Origin of the sequence: Streptococcus anginosus, from assembly GCF_001697145.1 — a bacterium.
In the GTDB taxonomy this organism is placed as follows: domain Bacteria; phylum Bacillota; class Bacilli; order Lactobacillales; family Streptococcaceae; genus Streptococcus; species Streptococcus hominis.
Genome location: NZ_CP012719.1, coordinates 324,167 through 342,334 on the forward strand (window position 1 = coordinate 324,167; position 18,168 = coordinate 342,334).

General features: G+C 37.4%; 17 protein-coding genes. 13 read left to right on the forward strand and 4 right to left on the reverse strand.

Features of this window, described 5'->3' with window-relative positions; all coding sequences use genetic code 11:
- Positions 1-62: 62 nt before the first annotated feature.
- The 7 genes from SanJ4206_RS01630 (at position 63) to SanJ4206_RS01655 (ending at position 6,872) form a co-directional block, all read left to right on the forward strand.
- Entirely contained in the window at positions 63-815 is a 753-nt protein-coding gene (locus SanJ4206_RS01630; protein ID WP_003025945.1) for a DUF6261 family protein, read from the forward strand.
- 180 nt (positions 816-995) lie between these two features.
- The gene (locus SanJ4206_RS09900) at positions 996-1,388 is read left to right on the forward strand and encodes a hypothetical protein (RefSeq protein WP_004224261.1); all 393 of its coding nucleotides are present in this window, start codon (positions 996-998) and stop codon (positions 1,386-1,388) included.
- Positions 1,389-1,397: 9 nt separating this feature from the next.
- Positions 1,398-1,709: a hypothetical protein gene (locus SanJ4206_RS09905; protein ID WP_004224255.1), complete on the forward strand. Its 312-nt coding sequence runs from the start codon at positions 1,398-1,400 to the stop codon at positions 1,707-1,709.
- Between the two features lie 737 nt (positions 1,710-2,446).
- A complete protein-coding gene (locus SanJ4206_RS01640) occupies positions 2,447-3,202 on the forward strand; it encodes a hypothetical protein (protein ID WP_004224253.1) in 756 nt (251 codons plus the stop codon).
- A 440-nt stretch (positions 3,203-3,642) separates the two neighbouring features.
- On the forward strand, positions 3,643-4,557 hold the full coding sequence (gene glyQ, locus SanJ4206_RS01645; protein WP_003025941.1) for a glycine--tRNA ligase subunit alpha: 915 nt from the start codon (positions 3,643-3,645) through the stop codon (positions 4,555-4,557).
- A gap of 2 nt (positions 4,558-4,559) precedes the next feature.
- The gene (glyS, locus tag SanJ4206_RS01650; RefSeq protein ID WP_003043240.1) at positions 4,560-6,599 is read left to right on the forward strand and encodes a glycine--tRNA ligase subunit beta; all 2,040 of its coding nucleotides are present in this window, start codon (positions 4,560-4,562) and stop codon (positions 6,597-6,599) included.
- Between the two features lie 15 nt (positions 6,600-6,614).
- A complete protein-coding gene (locus SanJ4206_RS01655) occupies positions 6,615-6,872 on the forward strand; it encodes a DUF896 family protein (RefSeq protein ID WP_003025937.1) in 258 nt (85 codons plus the stop codon).
- A gap of 48 nt (positions 6,873-6,920) precedes the next feature.
- On the opposite strand, the gene SanJ4206_RS01660 is transcribed toward SanJ4206_RS01655, so the two are convergent.
- From SanJ4206_RS01660 to SanJ4206_RS01670, 4 genes are all read right to left on the reverse strand, one after another.
- Positions 6,921-7,586: a potassium channel family protein gene (locus SanJ4206_RS01660; RefSeq protein WP_003043350.1), complete on the reverse strand. Its 666-nt coding sequence runs from the start codon at positions 7,584-7,586 to the stop codon at positions 6,921-6,923.
- A gap of 11 nt (positions 7,587-7,597) precedes the next feature.
- Complete coding sequence (locus SanJ4206_RS01665) at positions 7,598-8,953, reverse strand: TrkH family potassium uptake protein (protein ID WP_022525351.1); 1,356 nt, start codon at positions 8,951-8,953, stop codon at positions 7,598-7,600.
- Positions 8,954-9,031: 78 nt separating this feature from the next.
- Positions 9,032-9,199 carry a hypothetical protein gene (locus tag SanJ4206_RS09830; RefSeq protein ID WP_003043314.1) on the reverse strand — a complete coding sequence of 56 codons (168 nt, stop codon included), beginning with the start codon at positions 9,197-9,199 and terminating at the stop codon, positions 9,032-9,034.
- 22 nt (positions 9,200-9,221) lie between these two features.
- Positions 9,222-9,410, reverse strand: coding sequence for a helix-turn-helix transcriptional regulator (locus tag SanJ4206_RS01670; RefSeq protein WP_004224238.1), 189 nt, complete (start codon positions 9,408-9,410; stop codon positions 9,222-9,224).
- Between the two features lie 149 nt (positions 9,411-9,559).
- Here SanJ4206_RS01670 and rsmH point away from each other — a divergent pair, with 149 nt between their 5' ends.
- The 6 genes from rsmH to SanJ4206_RS01700 all read left to right on the forward strand — a co-directional run bounded on the left by rsmH (position 9,560) and on the right by SanJ4206_RS01700 (position 17,997).
- Positions 9,560-10,510 carry a 16S rRNA (cytosine(1402)-N(4))-methyltransferase RsmH gene (gene rsmH, locus SanJ4206_RS01675; RefSeq protein WP_004224235.1) on the forward strand — a complete coding sequence of 317 codons (951 nt, stop codon included), beginning with the start codon at positions 9,560-9,562 and terminating at the stop codon, positions 10,508-10,510.
- 8 nt (positions 10,511-10,518) lie between these two features.
- Positions 10,519-10,839 (forward strand): cell division protein FtsL, encoded by a 321-nt coding sequence (gene ftsL, locus SanJ4206_RS01680; protein WP_003031041.1) that lies wholly within the window; start codon positions 10,519-10,521, stop codon positions 10,837-10,839.
- A gap of 3 nt (positions 10,840-10,842) precedes the next feature.
- A complete protein-coding gene (gene pbp2x / locus SanJ4206_RS01685; protein WP_004224232.1) occupies positions 10,843-13,098 on the forward strand; it encodes a penicillin-binding protein PBP2X in 2,256 nt (751 codons plus the stop codon).
- A 1-nt stretch (position 13,099) separates the two neighbouring features.
- A complete protein-coding gene (mraY, locus tag SanJ4206_RS01690) occupies positions 13,100-14,083 on the forward strand; it encodes a phospho-N-acetylmuramoyl-pentapeptide-transferase (protein WP_004224230.1) in 984 nt (327 codons plus the stop codon).
- Positions 14,084-14,283: 200 nt separating this feature from the next.
- Positions 14,284-15,623 (forward strand): IS3 family transposase gene (locus SanJ4206_RS01695; protein ID WP_115233514.1). Its coding sequence is split into 2 segments (ribosomal slippage): positions 14,284-14,716 and positions 14,716-15,623, totalling 1,341 coding nucleotides; the frame shifts between segments, so codons are not numbered across the junction.
- Between the two features lie 415 nt (positions 15,624-16,038).
- Positions 16,039-17,997, forward strand: a complete 1,959-nt coding sequence (locus tag SanJ4206_RS01700; RefSeq protein ID WP_157622008.1) for a peptide ABC transporter substrate-binding protein — start codon at positions 16,039-16,041, stop codon at positions 17,995-17,997.
- Positions 17,998-18,168 lie beyond the last annotated feature (171 nt).

Consider the following 18,168-nt stretch of genomic DNA (forward strand, 5'->3'; position numbering starts at 1 on the left):
CTTGCCAAAGATTTATCACCACATGCTATACTTGTTTTATCATATTTGTGGAAAGGATTATTATGACAAAAACCTACACCATTCGCCCCCTGCCTTACAGCAACTTTACTAACCGTGAGTTTGAGAGCTTGATGACGGACTCTCATCAGGTTCTTACTAGCTTTGCCAAGTCCTACAAGGATGAGGCTATGTATGATGATCATCTTGAAGTCTTTGACAGTAAGCTGGAGCAATTCCAAGCCCAGTTGGCCAGCGTAGAAAATAAACAAACCTTGAGTCTAGCAGAAGTGGATAAGGAGCGGGACAGTGCCCTAGTCGGACTGTTTACCTTGCATAGGGGCTTTGCCAAAATCAAGGAGCCCAATCTCAAAGCTGCCCACGAAACCCTAACGCCAGTCCTTGCGAAGTATAAGGACATCACCAAGCATACCAACGATGTCGCAACTGCTGAAATCAAGAGTCTCCTCAAAACCCTCAAGGAGGAACCTTATGATGCAGCAGTGACTACCTTGGGTCTTCTGCCGATGCTTACCGCCGTGGCAACAGCTCAGGAAGACTATGACCGGGCAGAAACTCTGGCGCGTGCAGCCAAGTCCAGCAAAGAAGTCGGCAAAACCAAGCAGTTGCGTACCGAGCTCTCCCGTATCTATGACCTCTTTATGCGCTATACCGCAGCCTCCGCAGAAGCCTATCCCGAAAAACTCCACTTTGCTAAACTCCTCAAAGACCTCAACACCATCCGCGACAGCAAGCGCCGCCTATCCAGTCCAAGCAAGAAAGCAAAAACGGAACAAGTGGCAGAGATGGCAGGGTAAAGTCAATCCCTTAGAATGATTTCTAGGGGATTTTTGGTGGTTTCGTGGTATAATTCTATCAAAAGAAACCTACACAAACTTGATGAAACTGCAGGTGAGTGAAAAATGGGAAGCGAATTATTATGAACGAAGAAAAATTATTGGGAAATATATCATTTATACTTTCTATTACAAGAAACGATGGAAGCAAAGCAAATTTTATATATAATAACTAATTTTACCGACAATTTTGATAATTCTGAGATATTCATACCACTTTTCCCGTTTTTATCATCAATTTGTTTAGGCTGGATTGAGAAGTTTCAAGAACAAGGAATCATTTTAGAATTACCAAACATCAGAGATGTAAACCTTGTAACCATGATGAAAAAAATTAGAATTGGCGTGAAGCTCTATTCTGATAATAAATTTGCAAAAGCTTGTAATAAGTTAAGTAATAGTGCGGTTGAAAGAAAGCGCCTATTAGAGTCGAACTATAATTTTTATCAAAAATTTTTTGTTTATTGCTTTGTGCAGCACGATTTGGGAGTTTTACTATTGATGATATTCCTTATGGAAACATTAGTCAAATGAGTATATATTTTGAGGTTAAATAAATTTACAACTATAGAAAAGTGGGAACAAGAAATAGAACCAATTTTTATTGATTATTCTCGTGATCTGTCTGCTTTTATCAATTCGGTCACTTCAAATTTTGAAAAAGATTTTAATTTAGATCCAGCAATGAAACTGGATATTTCAAGTTGTAAATTAAGACATATTGATAAGTTTTTAATGGATAACAGAAGGCAAGATATTTTACTAGGGAATCTGCCACTTGAAGTTCAATTACAGTTATTCAATATTCTATGTCAGAACAATTTTCTAAATAGCTTATTCCCGAAAGTATTCTAAAATAAAGGTAATATATTCTATCGTTCAAAAATCCAATCTTATCTAGTTAGCGTCAATTCTTTAGCAAAAATTTTAAGTAAATATTCCAAAAGTATTAATTCTGGTTTAGCAGAAAAAATACAAACTACTATTTACGTAAAAGGTAATATTTTCTTAGAGATAGTCAATTTAGAAATAATATTTTTCATTATTCTATTAAAGAAATTCCTTATTCCCAGTTTTCAACTCCGGACAATTATTTTAGGGATTTTATTGAGTATTATGTAGATATTAATTTTGACAATTTCATGAAAATAGTTGATGAAGAGATAGATAAAATTAATGAAGTTGTTGAGGAATTAATAAAATATAGATAAAGGAGAATTATTGTGGTTGATACTATTTGGATTTTGGGAATGGTTTTGATATTGTGATGGTACGAAAAACGTCTTTTCTTTATGTGTGCTAAACGAAAGAATGCTAGAAGATAATTGAAAAGTTAGGGAGAAGAGATGAATTTATTGACTATTAGAGGATTTATTGGTACAATTTTACTATTTTGTATGTATTATTTTCTAAAAAAGATTCGGATGAAAATAATTTAAGGCTTTATTTGTCCTGATATACAACATAAATCTCAGGATATATTGAATATTTTAAACGATGAATATTCTTCAAAATTTAATAAACTATTAGATGAAAAGGGTATATCAATTGATAATTAAATGAAATTTGGAGTATAGGTGATAGAAATTATTATGGATAAGGTAGATATTTGTCAAAACTTGGGTAATTTTTTAAATTCACAGTTTATCAGTTCAACGCTTGGAGCATTGGTTGGTGGTGGGATAGCTGTGTATGTCGCACATATCCAGAATAAACAACAAACAAAGCAATTACAAGAAGAACATAAGCTACAACGAGAATATTTTGATAAACAAGAGGAAAACGAACGAGAACGCATCTTCTTACAATTTACGATTGAACGAGCTGAAAGATCTTATCAAATTTTGAATGAGTTGAAAAAGGCTGAGACAATGTTTCGTGATGAGGGGATATGGTTTGTCGAAAATGTTGCAAAGAAATTGGATTTCAAAACTGAGTTCGTTAAATATTATTATAAACACTTAATTAATAAATATTATCACTATATAGATTTAAGAGATGATTTGTTATTAAGTATCGTCATTCAAGATGATGTCAAACTTTCTCAGTTAAAAACAGCAGTTAATGAGGAAGTTGTCCTATTTAGTAATTTTTTTGAAAAAATTTCTAAGGTAAATAACTTTGATGAATATACAAAAATTGCCGATGAATTCTCGGAGAAAACGAGATTAATTGAAAAATGTGATGAATTTAAAACCTACTTAACTAAATATATTAGGGATAGTACATTTAGATTAGTAACCCCAGAAAAAATGGCTGAAAAGATATTAAAACAAACAACGGGAAATTCAAAAATTCAATTTGAAATTGTGAGAAAGCAAGAAATGAATGAACAAGGTAAAAAATAGATTTGAAAACTTTAGTGAAGAGTGCAAGAAAGAAAAATTAGACACTTTTGTTGACTTTTTTTGATACCCAATGTAAAATAAAATATTTTCCTTTTACAAATTTCCTATTTCTTGCTATAATGTTTTGTATGAAAGAAGTCTCATGCAATTACTTGCTAGCGAGTCTGGGATGGTGGAAGCCAGATAAGAGCTAAATGAAGATGGAGCTTTCGGTAAATTTTAGTCCTTGATGTTATCTTAAGGCTATATTAACAATGAAGTAATAAACTAGGGTGGAACCGCGTTTTGACGCCCCTATACAAATCTGTATAGGTATCGTGTCAAGTGCAGTTCTGCTTTTTGTTTTGTCAGTCAAATTGATTCACTTGTTGACGCTAGTGTTATTTCTACTATAAACTCAGGTTAGTAAGAATATTATCATAAAAAGAATGGAGTATCTTATGTCAAAGAAGTTGACTTTTCAAGAAATTATTTTAACGTTGCAGCAATTCTGGAATGATCAGGGCTGTATGCTTATGCAGGCTTACGATAATGAAAAAGGTGCTGGTACCATGAGTCCTTATACTTTCTTGCGTGCCATTGGTCCTGAGCCGTGGAATGCAGCTTATGTAGAGCCTTCACGTCGTCCAGCAGATGGACGTTACGGTGAAAATCCGAATCGCCTTTACCAACACCACCAGTTTCAAGTTGTGATGAAACCAAGTCCAAGTAATATTCAAGAGCTGTATTTGCAGTCTTTGGAGTTATTGGGAATTAATCCGTTGGAACATGATATTCGCTTTGTAGAGGACAATTGGGAAAATCCTTCAACAGGTTCTGCAGGTCTAGGATGGGAAGTATGGCTTGACGGTATGGAAATCACGCAGTTTACTTATTTCCAACAGGTCGGTGGTTTGCCTACCAACCCAGTGACATCTGAAGTTACCTATGGTTTGGAGCGCTTGGCATCTTATATCCAAGAGGTGGATTCTGTTTATGATATTGAATGGGCTGATGGCGTAAAATACGGAGAAATCTTCCGCCAACCAGAATTTGAACATTCAAAATACAGTTTTGAAGTGAGCGACCAAGCTTTGCTTTTAGCAAATTTTGATCATTTTGAAGCAGAGGCGAAGCGCTGTTTAGAATACAATCTCGTTCATCCTGCTTATGATTATGTATTGAAATGTTCTCATACTTTTAATTTATTGGATGCTCGTGGAGCTGTTTCGGTGACGGAGCGGGCAGGTTACATTGCTCGGATTCGCAATTTGGCACGTATTGTTGCTAAAACTTTTGTGGCAGAGCGCAGACGACTAGGCTATCCATTATTAGATGAAGCAACACGTGAGAAATTATTGGCTGAGGAGGAATAAAAATGACAAAGAATTTATTGGTTGAGTTAGGGCTGGAAGAAATGCCGGCCTATGTCGTAACACCAAGTATGAAGCAATTACGTGATAAAATGGCAGCCTTTTTAACAGACAATCGTTTAACTTTTGATAAGATTGAAATGTTTTCAACTCCTCGTCGCTTGGCTGTGCGCGTGTCCAATTTAAGTGAGAAGCAAACGGACTTAACAGAAGATTTTAAAGGTCCAAGCAAGAAGATTGCTTTGGATGCAGAGGGAAATTTCACCAAAGCCGCGCAAGGTTTTGTTCGTGGAAAAGGCTTGACGGTTGAAGATATCACATTTCGTGACATCAAAGGCGAAGAATATGTCTATGTGACCAAGCAAGAAATCGGAAAACCTGTTGAAGAATTGATTGACGGAGTTGTTGATGTGCTGACTTCACTAAGCTTTCCGGTCAATATGCACTGGGGGAGCAATACATTTGAATATATCCGTCCCGTTCATACCCTAACTGTGTTGTTGGACGATGAGTCCTTTTTGATGAATTTGTTCGATATTGAAAGCGGACGGACAAGTCGGGGTCATCGTTTTCTCGGTCATGAAGTGAAGATTCAGTCAGCAGATTCTTATGAAGAGGACTTGCGCAAAGTTTTTGTCATTGCCAGCCCAATGGAACGCGAAAACATGATTTTGGATCAAATCAAAGAAATCGAGAAAATGCACAATGTTCATGTGGAGATTGACGAAGATTTGCTGGATGAAGTGCTGAATTTGATTGAATACCCAACCGCTTTTATCGGACGTTTTGACGAGCGTTACCTAGATGTACCTGAGGAAGTCCTTGTGACTTCCATGAAAGTCAATCAACGCTACTTTGTTGTTCGTAACGAAAATGGCAAGCTACTTCCATATTTTGTATCGGTACGTAACGGAAATGCAGAACATCTCGAAAATGTGGTCAAAGGGAATCAGAAAGTGTTGGTAGCTCGTTTGGAAGATGCAGAATTTTTCTGGCGCGAAGACCAACGATTGGTTATTTCTGATTTGGTTGAAAAGTTGAAAAATGTGACCTTCCATGAAAAAATCGGCTCTCTAGCAGAGCACATGGAGCGAACAGCAAAAATTGCAGCCCTTTTAGCAGAAAAAGCTCAGTTATCTAAGCAAGAAATGAAAGACGTAGCGCGAGCTGCAGCTATTTACAAGTTTGATTTGTTGACTGGTATGGTTGGTGAGTTTGATGAGCTGCAAGGTATCATGGGGGAAAAATATGCCCTGCTTGCAGGAGAAAACACAGCAGTAGCTAAAGCCATTCGGGAGCATTATTTGCCAACTGCCAGTGATGGTGAATTGCCAGACACGAAAATTGGTGCCATTTTAGCCATTGCAGACAAGATGGATACGATTCTTTCTTTTTTCTCAGTCGGACTCATTCCAAGCGGTTCAAATGACCCTTATGCTCTTCGTAGAGCAACGCAAGGTGTCGTGCGCATTTTGGATAAATTTGGTTGGCACATTGCTTTAGATGAATTGATAGAAGAGATTTATGCGCTGCAATTTGACAGTCTCACATATAGCAATAAAGAACAAGTGCTTGATTTCTTCCGTGCACGTATTGAAAAAATGATGGACAGCGATGTTCCAAAAGATATCGTGTCTTCTGTTTTAAATAGTTCAACGTTTGTTGTGCGGGACTTGGTTGAAGCAGCAAGTCTTTTGGCAGAAAAAGCACAAGAAGATTCTTTCAAATCGTCGGTCGAAAGTTTAGCACGTGTCTTTAACTTGGCAGAAAAAGCAGAAACGGCTGGTGTTGTGGACGAGAGCCTCTTTGAAAATGCCGAAGAAAAAGCTCTTCATGCAGCAGTAGAAAACTTAACGTTATCTGATGACTTAGCAGATAATATTGAGCAACTCTTCGCTTTAAGTCCAGTGATTGACGCTTTCTTTGACAATACTATGGTTATGGCTGAAGATGAAGCAATCCGAGCAAATCGTTTGGCACTCTTAGCTGCCTTAATGACGAAAGCCAAAAAAGTGGCACAATTTAACCAAATCAATACAAAATAATCCAAGGAGGGAAAAATGGAACCAAAGAAAATCGAACGTATCAACGAACTTGCCAAAAAGAAAAAAACAGTTGGCCTAACGCCAGAAGAAAAAGTAGAGCAAGCTAAATTGCGTGAAGAATACATTGAAGGCTATCGTCGTAGCGTTCGCCACCACATTGAAGGGATTAAAATTGTGGATGAAGAGGGTAATGACATCACACCGGAAAAGCTCCGTCAAGTCCAACGTGAAAAAGGCTTGCACGGTCGAAGTTTGGATGATCCAAATTCGTAATAAAGGTAACAAAACATCGCTGAGAAAAATTCTCAGCGATGTTTTCATCTATTTTGTAATATCTTCAAAGTGGTCAAATGTTTGACTGTCAATAACCGCCATCAACAGTTCGTCCTTTTTAAAGGTATAGTCAGGTGATGTATCAATGTTGAGAACACCGTCGGGTGTTTCTCGAAAACCAATGATATTGAGGTTGTGGTTTTGACGAAGTTTTAATTGGGCTAAATTTTTACCAATCCAAGACTGAGGTGGATAAAATTCAATAATAGATACATTTTTATCTAGTTCAATGACGTCAGTCGTAGCTTGATGCAGGATATTTTTTGCAAGTGAAATCCCTGTTTCACGCTCAGGGGAGATGCAGCGGTCTGCTCCGACCTTTAGCAAGACTTCTCTGGTTGTTTTACTTTTCACCTTGGCAATTACTTTTTCAACGCCTAACGATTTGCAGTGCATAACAGCAAGGACACTCGATTCTAGATTGTCTCCAGTAGCGACCACTACCGTATCACAGGTATCAATCCCTGCCGCCTGAAGCAAATCATGGTCTGTAATATCGCCGACCACACCTCGCGCTAAAATAGGTTCAAAATGATTGATGACATCTTCATGGTCATCGACAGCTATAATATCGCAGTTGTATTTGCGAAGTGTGTTAATGATACTGCGACCGAAAACTCCCAGCCCCAGTATACCGATTGTTCGTTTATCCATAAAATTCCTTCCTATCCAATAATAATATTTGCATTGGCAAATTTAATTGTGTCTTTTTTCTTCGGTTTTCGATTGGAAAGACTGACAATTAAGGTCAATGGTCCGATACGTCCGATAAACATCAAAAACATAATCACCGTTAAGGCGGCATGGTTTAAAGTAGGTGTTAGATTTGCCGTTACGCCCACCGTTCCAAGAGCAGACATGGCTTCAAACATTAAGTAAATAAAACGATGTCCATTATCAGCGACCATAGTCAAAAAAGTCAAGCCAATGATAAAGGTTGTTGTAAAGACAATCAAGACACTAAAGGCTTTTTGAATGGTAGAGGGAGAAAACGTATGGTGGCCAAAATTAGTATGAGGCAAGCCAAGGATTTCCGTTCGGGCGAAGGCTAATACGACCAAAAAAGTAGTGATTTTCAGTCCCCCTGCCGTTCCTCCGGGAGCACCTCCTAGAAACATCTGAATGATGTAAAGGAGCAATGTAACTGGGCGAGCTTGTGTATAGTCAATTGTTGCAAATCCAGCCGTCCGCATGGTGACGGTTTGAAAGAAGCTGACTAAAAGTTTCTTTTCAAAGGGAAGTCGACCAATCGTAGCTGTATTTTGGTATTCTGTTAGAAATGTCAAGCAGGTTCCGCTGATTAAGATGAGAGCTGTTAAAGCAAGGACCAATTTTGTGTGAAAGCGCAATTTTCGCTTATGTCCTTTTGTCTGGATATTTGTTTTTAAGTCAAACCAAACTGAAAAACCCAAGCCTCCCATGATAATCAAGGCAGCAATGGTCAAATTGACCAAGGCATCTGTTTTATATGCCAATAAGCTAGTGCTTCCTAAGTTGTCAAATCCAGCATTACAAAATGCAGAGATAGCAAGGAAAATGGAGGTTAGAAGTCCTTTTCCCCATCCTAAAAGGGGGACAAAGCGAAAACTGAGGATAAATGCTCCAAGAGCTTCAATGCTGAAAGTAATAAGAAAAATGGAGCGAAGAAAGTCGCGAATAGAATTTGTCTCATCTCGACTAAGACTTTCTTGTAAAGTAGTACGATTGGAAAAACTGAGCTTTTGATTGGAACGTACATAAATCAGCCCAATAAAGCTAATCAGCCCCAATCCGCCAATCTGAATGAGGAGCATGCAGATGATTTGCCCCCAAATATTGTAAGTATCTGCAACAGACTGCGTAAAAAGCCCCGTCACACAAACCATTGAAACTGATGTAAAGAGGTGGTCAAAATAATTAGCTTTAGAGGTCGCTGTCTGCATAATAGGCAGATTTAAAAGAAGAGAGCCTACCACAATCACAAGGGCAAAGCTCAATAAAATGCGCCTAGCAGGAGATAATCTGGATAAGAAACGTGACATTTGTAATTTCCTTCATAGAATAATGACTTTATTTTACCACAAAGCAGCTTAAAAGACGAGAAGGAAGGCGTAAGAAGTCTAGTCCTTTTTTAAAAGTTTTCGACCGAAAAATATGCAACCAGCAATCACTGCCACATCTACCCAGAACAAGATTGGATCTGTCAAGGTGAAGAAAAAGTAGAAGGAAATGATAAGGAGAATAGCTAGAAGAGGTAAGATAATTTTTTTGTATTGTTGAAGATTCATTTGAATTTAGTCTTTCTATTTTTTACTTGTTCCAAAAAAGTGTGTTTAGGTCTGTCTTCAAAGCTAGTGCTAGGTTAATGCAAAGTTCTAGTGTGGGATTATATTTGTTGTTTTCAATCATGTTAATTGTCTGCCGCGAAACGCCGGTCTTTTTAGCAAGTTCTAATTGTGATAGCCCAAGACTATTTCGGAATTCTCTCACATGATTCATGCATTCCCCCTTATTTTGATGTCAAATATAACTGACGTTTGTGATTTTATTATAAAAATCCTTGGTTGATATGTCAAGTATAATTGACAAAAAACTTTACATGATTCTAAAATTCTTTTTTTAAATCTTTGTGGTATAATAGTAAAGATATGACAAATGAATTTCATCATGTGACAGTTCTTCTGCACGAAACCATTGATCAACTTGATATAAAACCAAATGGAGTCTATGTTGATGCAACATTAGGTGGGGCAGGACATAGTGAATATTTATTGAGTAAATTAGGGGAAAACGGTCGTCTATATGCTTTTGATCAAGATCAGACTGCTATTGAGCATGCTCAAAAACGCTTAGCGTCGTATGTTGAACAAGGAATGGTGACTTTTATCAATGATAATTTTCGTCATTTAAAAGCTCGCTTGAATGAGCTGGGTGTTGAAGAAATTGATGGTATTTGTTATGATTTAGGAGTTTCGAGTCCGCAACTTGATGAGCGTGAGCGTGGCTTTTCCTATAAACAAGATGCTCCGCTTGATATGCGAATGAATCGTGAGGCAAAGCTAACAGCATATGAAGTAGTTAATCAATATAGCTATCATGATTTAGTGCGGATTTTTTTTAAGTATGGAGAAGATAAATTTTCAAAACAAATTGCTCGTAAAATTGAGCAAATGCGTGAAAAGAAACCGATTGAAACCACTACGGAGTTGGCGGAGATTATTAAATCTGCTAAGCCTGCCAAGGAATTAAAGAAAAAAGGTCATCCAGCTAAACAGATTTTTCAAGCTATTCGTATTGAGGTCAATGATGAATTGGGCGCAGCAGATGAGTCCATTCAACAGGCGATGGATTTGTTAGCAGTTGATGGGCGGATTTCTGTGATTACCTTTCATTCGTTAGAAGACCGCTTGACCAAGCAGCTTTTTAAAGAAGCTTCAACAGTGGAGGTCCCGAAAGGTTTACCATTTATTCCAGAGGATTTACAACCTAAAATGAAATTGGTTACTCGGAAACCTATTTTACCAAGTAAAGAAGAACTAGATAACAATAATCGCGCGCATTCAGCCAAACTGCGTGTGGCACAAAAAGTACATAAGTGAGGATTGAGATGGCAAATAATAGACCAAGAACGACTAGTCAGATACTTCAGGCGCGTATTCAAAGATTTTCTCGTGTTGAAAAGGCATTTTATGGCGCTATAGTCTTGACGGCAGTTATCTTAGCGACAAGTGTCGTATTTATGCAGACAAAATTATTGCAAGTGCAGCGTGATTTAACAACTGTCAATTCAAAAATCGAGGCGAAGCGAACAGAGTTAGATGATGCCAAGCAAGAGGTTAATGAATTGATCCGTAGTGAACGTTTGTCAAAATTAGCGAGTTCGCAAGAAATGACTCAGAATAATGAAAATATCAGAACGGCGGAGTAGAGCATGAATGGACTCAGAAGACGAATTTTAAACCATGCTTTGAAAAATCGTAGGAATCCTAGTTACAACCGTAGACGAGTAGGGAAAAATCTAAGCGTTTTGACGGTTTTTGTCTTTTTTGTTTTCCTAATCAATTTTGCAATTATCATTGGAACGGGAAAGAAATTTGGCGTGAATTTAGCTGAACAGGCAAGTCAAGTGCATCAAATCACAAAGATTGTCCCAGCTAAACGTGGAACTATTTATGACCGTAATGGTTTGCCAATAGCTGAAGATGCAACTTCCTATAATGTTTATGCTGTTATTGATAAAAGTTATAAGTCAGCAACAGGAGAAATTCTCTATGTAGAAGAATCTCAATACGATAAGGTAGCTGATGTATTTAACAAGTATCTTGGTATGGATAAGGACTACGTCAAAAAACAACTATCTCGAAAAAAATTACAACAAGTTTCGTTTGGTGCTCAAGGGAATGGTATCAGTTATAGCAATATGAATACCATTCGTGAGGAATTGAAAAAAGCAAAAGTAAAGGGAGTTGATTTCACAACTAGTCCAAATAGAAGCTATAAAAATGGGAATTTTGCTTCTGTTTTTATTGGATTGGCTCAGTTACAAGAAAATAAAGATGGTAGTAAAACACTTGCTGGAACAACAGGTTTAGAAGCTGCTTTAAACAAGACGTTAGCCGGAACAAATGGTGTCATCACCTATGAAAAAGATAAAAACGGAAATATAGTACCGGGATCAGACAAGGTTTCAAGGCAAACACAAGATGGAAAAGATGTTTATACAACATTATCCTCAGACTTACAGTCTTTCCTTGAAACGCGGATGAATGCTTTTGTGGAAAAAGCTAAGGGAACTTATGCCAGTGCCACATTAGTCAGTGCACAAACTGGAGAAATCCTTGCAACGACGCAGCGTCCAAGTTTTGATGCTGATACAAAGCAAGATCTGACAAAAGACTTTGCTTGGTCTAGTGCTCTCTATCAAAATCAGTATGAACCTGGCTCAACGATGAAGGTCATGACACTAGCTGCAGCTATAGACAATAACACTTTCCCAGAAAATGAAACGTATAATAATAGTGGCTTACAAATTGCGGATGTAACGATTCGAGACTGGAATGTCAACATGGGACTTTCTGAAGGACAGACATTAACCTATGCTCAAGGTTTTGCTCTTTCTAGTAATGTGGGAATGGCTTCTCTTGAGAAAAAGATGGGTGACGAAAAATGGCTAGACTATCTTAGCAAGTTTAAATTTGGATTACCTACACGCTTTGGAATGAATTATGAAGATTACGGCGGTCTTCCAGCAGATAATATCGTTACGTATGCAATGAGTGCTTTTGGTCAAGGAATTTCGGTTACTCAAATACAGATGTTACGTGCTTTTTCTTCTATCGCCAATGATGGTGTAATGGTTGAACCAAAATTCATCAGTGCCATTTATGATTCCAAAAGCGGGAGTGCGCGTAAGGCTTCTACAGAAATTGTCGGGCACCCCGTTTCCAAAGATGCCGCTAAGTCAACGAGAGACCATATGGTGACTGTCGGTACAGATCCTATTTACGGAACATTATATAGCAAGGCAGAAGGTCCGATTATCAAAGTGCCTAATCAAAATGTGGCAGTTAAATCCGGTACAGCACAAATTGCCGGAGAAAATGGCAGTGGTTATCTGACAGGGGCAAATGATTACATCTATTCTGTTGTGGCAATGACACCAGCAGAAAATCCTGATTTTATCATGTATGTAACTCTGAAACAGCCCTCAGAATCTTTCCAACCAATCTTCTGGAAAGAGGTAGTCAATCCGGTGTTAGAAGAAGCTGCAGCGATGAAGGATACGTTGAACTTGACGACGCAATCACCTGTTTTAAAGTCAGTTTCAAAAGAAATAACTTATAAAATGCCATCTACTAAAAATACCAGCCCTGGTGATTTAGCAGATGAGTTACGGCGCAATCTTGTACAACCTATTATCCTAGGTACTGGTAAAAATATTAAGAAAGTTTCTGTAAGAACAGGTGAAGCACTGAAATCCAATCAGCAAATCCTTGTCTTAACAGATCACTTTACTGAAATGCCGGATATGTACAGTTGGACCAAGAAAAATGCTGAAACATTCGGTGAATGGTTGGGCATAAAAGTGCATGTTAAGGGTAAAGGCTCTAAGGTCGTTGCCCAAAGTGTCAAAACCAACGCATCACTCAAGAAAATAAAAGAAATAACAATTACATTAGGAGATTAGCATGTTACAAGCTATCGTTGCAGGTGTTGTGACCTTTATTCTAACTCTGGTTGGAATACCTGCTTTTATTCGTTTTTATCATAAAGCTCATATTTCTGGGCAACAAATGCACGAGGATGTGAAGCAGCACCAAGCAAAAGCGGGAACTCCAACCATGGGTGGGACTGTTTTCTTGGTAGCTTCCGTTTTGTCCAGTTTTGTGATTGCACTTATATCAAGAGAACTCTCAAGCGCTGCTTTGATGATATTGTTTATTCTTGTTTTGTACGGTATTGTTGGTTTCTTGGATGACTTTTTAAAGATTTTTCGCAAAATAAATGAAGGCTTAAATCCCAAACAAAAATTAGTTCTTCAAATTATTGGTGGTATTGTTTTTTACTTTTTCTTTGATACTCATGGTGGCGGTGACTTACTCAATGTTTTTGGTTTCCCAGTTCATTTAGGTTATCTTTATATCGCTTTTGCACTCTTTTGGCTGGTCGGTTTTTCCAACGCAGTCAATTTAACAGATGGTATTGATGGGTTAGCTAGCATTTCTGTTACAATCAGCTTAGCAGCTTATGCAGTTATTGCGACTGTTCAGCATCGTTTTGATATTTTAATTGTCATTTTGAGTATGATTGGCGGTCTGCTTGCCTTCTTCATTTTCAATCATAAACCAGCTAAAATTTTTATGGGTGATGTAGGAAGTTTAGCTCTCGGTGGTATGTTGGCAGCCATTTCGATGGCGCTTCATCAAGAATGGACGCTTCTCATCATTGGAATTGTCTATGTCTTTGAGACAACTTCGGTTATGATGCAGGTTTCTTATTTCAAATTGACCGGTGGTAAAAGGATTTTCCGGATGACACCAGTTCATCATCATTTTGAATTAGGTGGTTTGTCAGGACATGGTAAAGCTTGGAGCGAATGGAAGGTCGATTTCTTTTTCTGGGGAATTGGTCTTGTAGCTAGCTTACTAACACTTGCAATTTTATATTTATAAGAGAAACGAGGCGGGGACAATATTATTTCTGCCTCGCTTTTTTATGACGAAAACTTCGTCCCTACCTCACTAGTCTTCTAGATTGCTGAATAACCACCCCTCTGAGAGATGAGGTTAGAAACTAAAAAATGCAAATTTTATCTTGAACTGGACCCCAAAAGTTAGACAGAAAAAAATCTAACTTTTGGGGTGTTTTTATTATGAAATTAACTTATAAAGATAAAGTTCAGATCTATGAACTTAGAAAACAAGGGCGCAGCTTCAAAGAGCTTTCAAATATATTTGGGATAAAAATTACCAATCTTCAGTACATGATTAAATTGATTGATCGTTATGGAATGGAAATCGTCAAAAAAGGAAAGAATTGTTACTATTCACCTGAACTAAAACAAGAGATCATTGATGAAGTTCTACTTGAAGGTCGTTCACAAATAAGGGTCTCTCTAGATTATGCTCTTCCAAGTGTTGGAATGTTGCCTAATTGGATAGCACAATATAAGAAAAACGGGTATATTATTGTTGAGAAAACAAGAGGGAGACCGCCTAAAATGGGACGTAAACCAAAGAAGAAACCCGAAGAGATGACAGAGCTAGAGCGACTTCAGGAAGAATTAGACTATTTAAGAGCGGAGAATGCCATTCTAAAAAAGTTGAGAGAACTCCGATTGAGGGACGAAAAGGATCAAGAAGAAAAGCAGAAATTGTTCAAGGATTAGTGACAGAGTTTGCCTTAGAGATTCTTCTAAAGATTATTAAGCTAGCTCGTTCAACCTATTATTACCAGCTAAAGCAACTAGATAAAAGCGATAAAAATCATGATATTAAAGCTGAAATTCAAGCTATTTTTACTGAGCATAAAGGAAATTATGGTTATCGCCGAATAACACTCGAATTAAGGAATCGTGGTTTTGTAGTGAACCATAAAAAGGTCCAACGTCTGATGAAGGCTCTTGGTTTAAGTGCTCGAATTCGTCGTAAACGTAAGTATTCTTCCTATCAAGGAGAAGTTGGCAAGAAAGCAGATAACCTTATTCAACGCCAGTTTGAAGCATCCAAACCAATGAAAAAGTGCTACACAGATGTGACAGAGTTTGCCATTCCAGCAAGCAGTCAAAAGCTCTACTTATCGCCAATCTTAGATGGCTTTAATATCGCCTATAATCTTTCTACGTCACCGAATTTGATACAAGTGAAAGATATGCTAGAACAAGCCTTCACAGAGGAACATTACGAGAATACCATTCTTCATAGTGATCAAGGATGGCAGTATCAACATCAGTATTATCATCGTTTTTTAGAGGATAAAGGAATCCAACCGTCCATGTCACGTAAAGGAAACAGTCCAGATAACGGTATGATGGAGTCCTTCTTTGGTATTCTTAAGTCTGAGATGTTTTATGGTTATGAGAAGACGTTTCACTCACTTGAGCAATTGGAACAAGCTATTGTAGACTATATTGATTATTACAACAACAAACGGATTAAGGTAAAACTAAAAGGACTTAGCCCTGTGCAATACAGAACTAAATCCTTTGGATAAATTAATTGTCTAACTTTTCGGGGTCAGTACATCTCTGGATGTCTCTTTTTTTGTTTTTAAATAGCAGAAAATCCGAAAAATATATTAAAAAATCATGATTTTTCTTGTACTTATACGAAAAAAGTGTATAATAGGTTCAATATTTAGTTGAAGGAGGGGAGTAGTTGCTATCTTCATAAAGTAGAATGGCTTATTTTTTAACTTTAAAAGAATGTTTATTCAATTTGAGTCAAAAGATAAATTTATTATTTTTGCTTCTTTATGTATTTTGCGGCTTATTTTAATCATATTATGCAGTGAATAACTAGTATTTTGAATAAATAATATTTTCTGTCAAAAACAGCTCTTTACTTTTTGAGAATATTTCGGTATAATATTCAATGTAATAAGATGTGACATTAGAGGAGGTTTATCTATGAAATCATCAAAATGGATTATTGCAACAGGAGTTGTGCTAAGTGCTGGAATCCTATTATCAGGCTGTGGCAAGTCAGCTTCTAGCACATCAACTTATTCATACGTGTATACACAAGATCCAGATACGCTAAATTATCTGATGGCGAACCGTGCGACAACTTCAGATGTTGTGACTAACTTAGTTGATGGATTATTGGAAAATGACCAGTACGGAAATTTAGTTCCGGCGCTTGCTAAGTCATGGACAGTCTCCAAAGATGGCTTGACATATACGTATAAATTACGTAAAGATGCTAAATGGTACACATCAGAAGGTGAAGAGTACGCAAGTGTAAAAGCGCAAGACTTTGTAACTGGCTTGAAATACGCCGCAGATAATAAATCAGAAGCCCTTTACCTCGTTCAAGATTCTGTCAAAGGTTTAGATGCTTACATCAAGGGTGAAACGAAAGATTTTTCAACGGTTGGAGTAAAAGCTTTAGATGACTATACAGTACAGTATACACCCAGCCGTGCAGAGACTTATTGGAATTCAAAAACGACCAATAATATCCTCTTCCCAGTTAATGCAGATTTCTTGAAATCACAAGGAAAAAATTTTGGTTCTGTAAAACCAACCAGCATTCTATACAATGGTCCTTATCTATTGAAGTCTCTGACAGCCAAGTCTTCTATGGAATTTGCTAAAAATCCTCATTACTATGATAAAAAGAATGTTCATTTGGATAACATTAAATTGACATATTATGACGGCTCTGACCAAGAAGCTCTTATCCGTAACTTCACAGATGGTGCCTATAGTGCAGCTCGTCTTTATCCAAATAGCTCTAGTTTTGCTTCTGTTAAGAAACAATATGCTAACAATATCATCTATAGTTTGCAAGATGCGACCAGCTACTATTATAACTTTAATTTAAATCGTCAGTCTTACAACCATACATCTAAGAAAACAGATGCTCAAAAGGCTGCGACACAAGAAGCGGTGCTAAATAAAGCTTTCCGCCAAGCTATCAACTTTGCCTATAATCGTACTGCTTATGGTGCACAAAGTAATGGGAAAGACGGAGCGACAAAGGTATTGCGGAACACACTCGTGCCACCAACATTTGTTTCTATCGGTGATAAAACGTTTGGTGATGTTGTGTCTTCTAAATTGGTAAACTATGGTTCAGAATGGTCAAATATGAATTTGGCCGATGCACAAGATGCTTATTACAATCCAGAAAAAGCCAAGGCGAAGTTTGCTCAAGCTAAAGCAGAATTGCAAGCAAAAGGTGTTCAGTTCCCTATTCACTTAGATGTACCGACTGATCAGACAAGCAAAATTGGTGTTCAATCGGAAAGTTCCATGAAGCAATCTGTTGAGTCTGTCTTGGGCACAGAAAATGTTGTCATTGATATTCAACAAATGAGTTCAGATGAATTAAATAATATCAGTTATTTTGCTAATACAGCTGCTCAAAAGGACTATGATCTGTATAATGGTGGCTGGTCTGGTGACTATCAAGACCCATCTACTTATTTAGATACTTTGAATACAAAAAATGGTGGTAGTTTACAAAACTTTGGTCTGGAGCCAGGTCAAGAAAATGATAAGATTAAGGCAGTTGGACTGGACACGTATACAGAGATGTTAGCAGAAGCAAATGCCGAAACCAATGAAACGAAGCGCTATGAAAAATATGCCGAAGCACAAGCGTGGTTAATTGATAGTGGCTTGACAATGCCAAACCTGTCTCTTGGGGGAACACCATCCGTGACGAAAACAGTTCCATTTAGCCGTTCTTATTCATTAGTTGGAATCAAAGGTGCTTCAAGCAGTTATTTCAAATATGTCAAACTGCAAGACAAAATTGTAACAACAAAAGAATACGAAAGTGCTAAAAAGAAATGGCTAAAAGAAAAAGAAACCTCTAATAAAAAAGCGCAAGATGACTACGAAAATCATGTGAAATAAAACAAATGTAAGAAACTTCTATGAACGATAAGCTTCGTAGGAGTTTCTTTTTGTTGTTCCTATCTAAAGAACCTATATCGAAGAAGTCTCAAATAAGAGTTGGCTTTAGGGAGTGATTTTAAGTGCTGACAGATACATTTTTTCAAAAAAATTTCTTGACAAGGAGTTTCT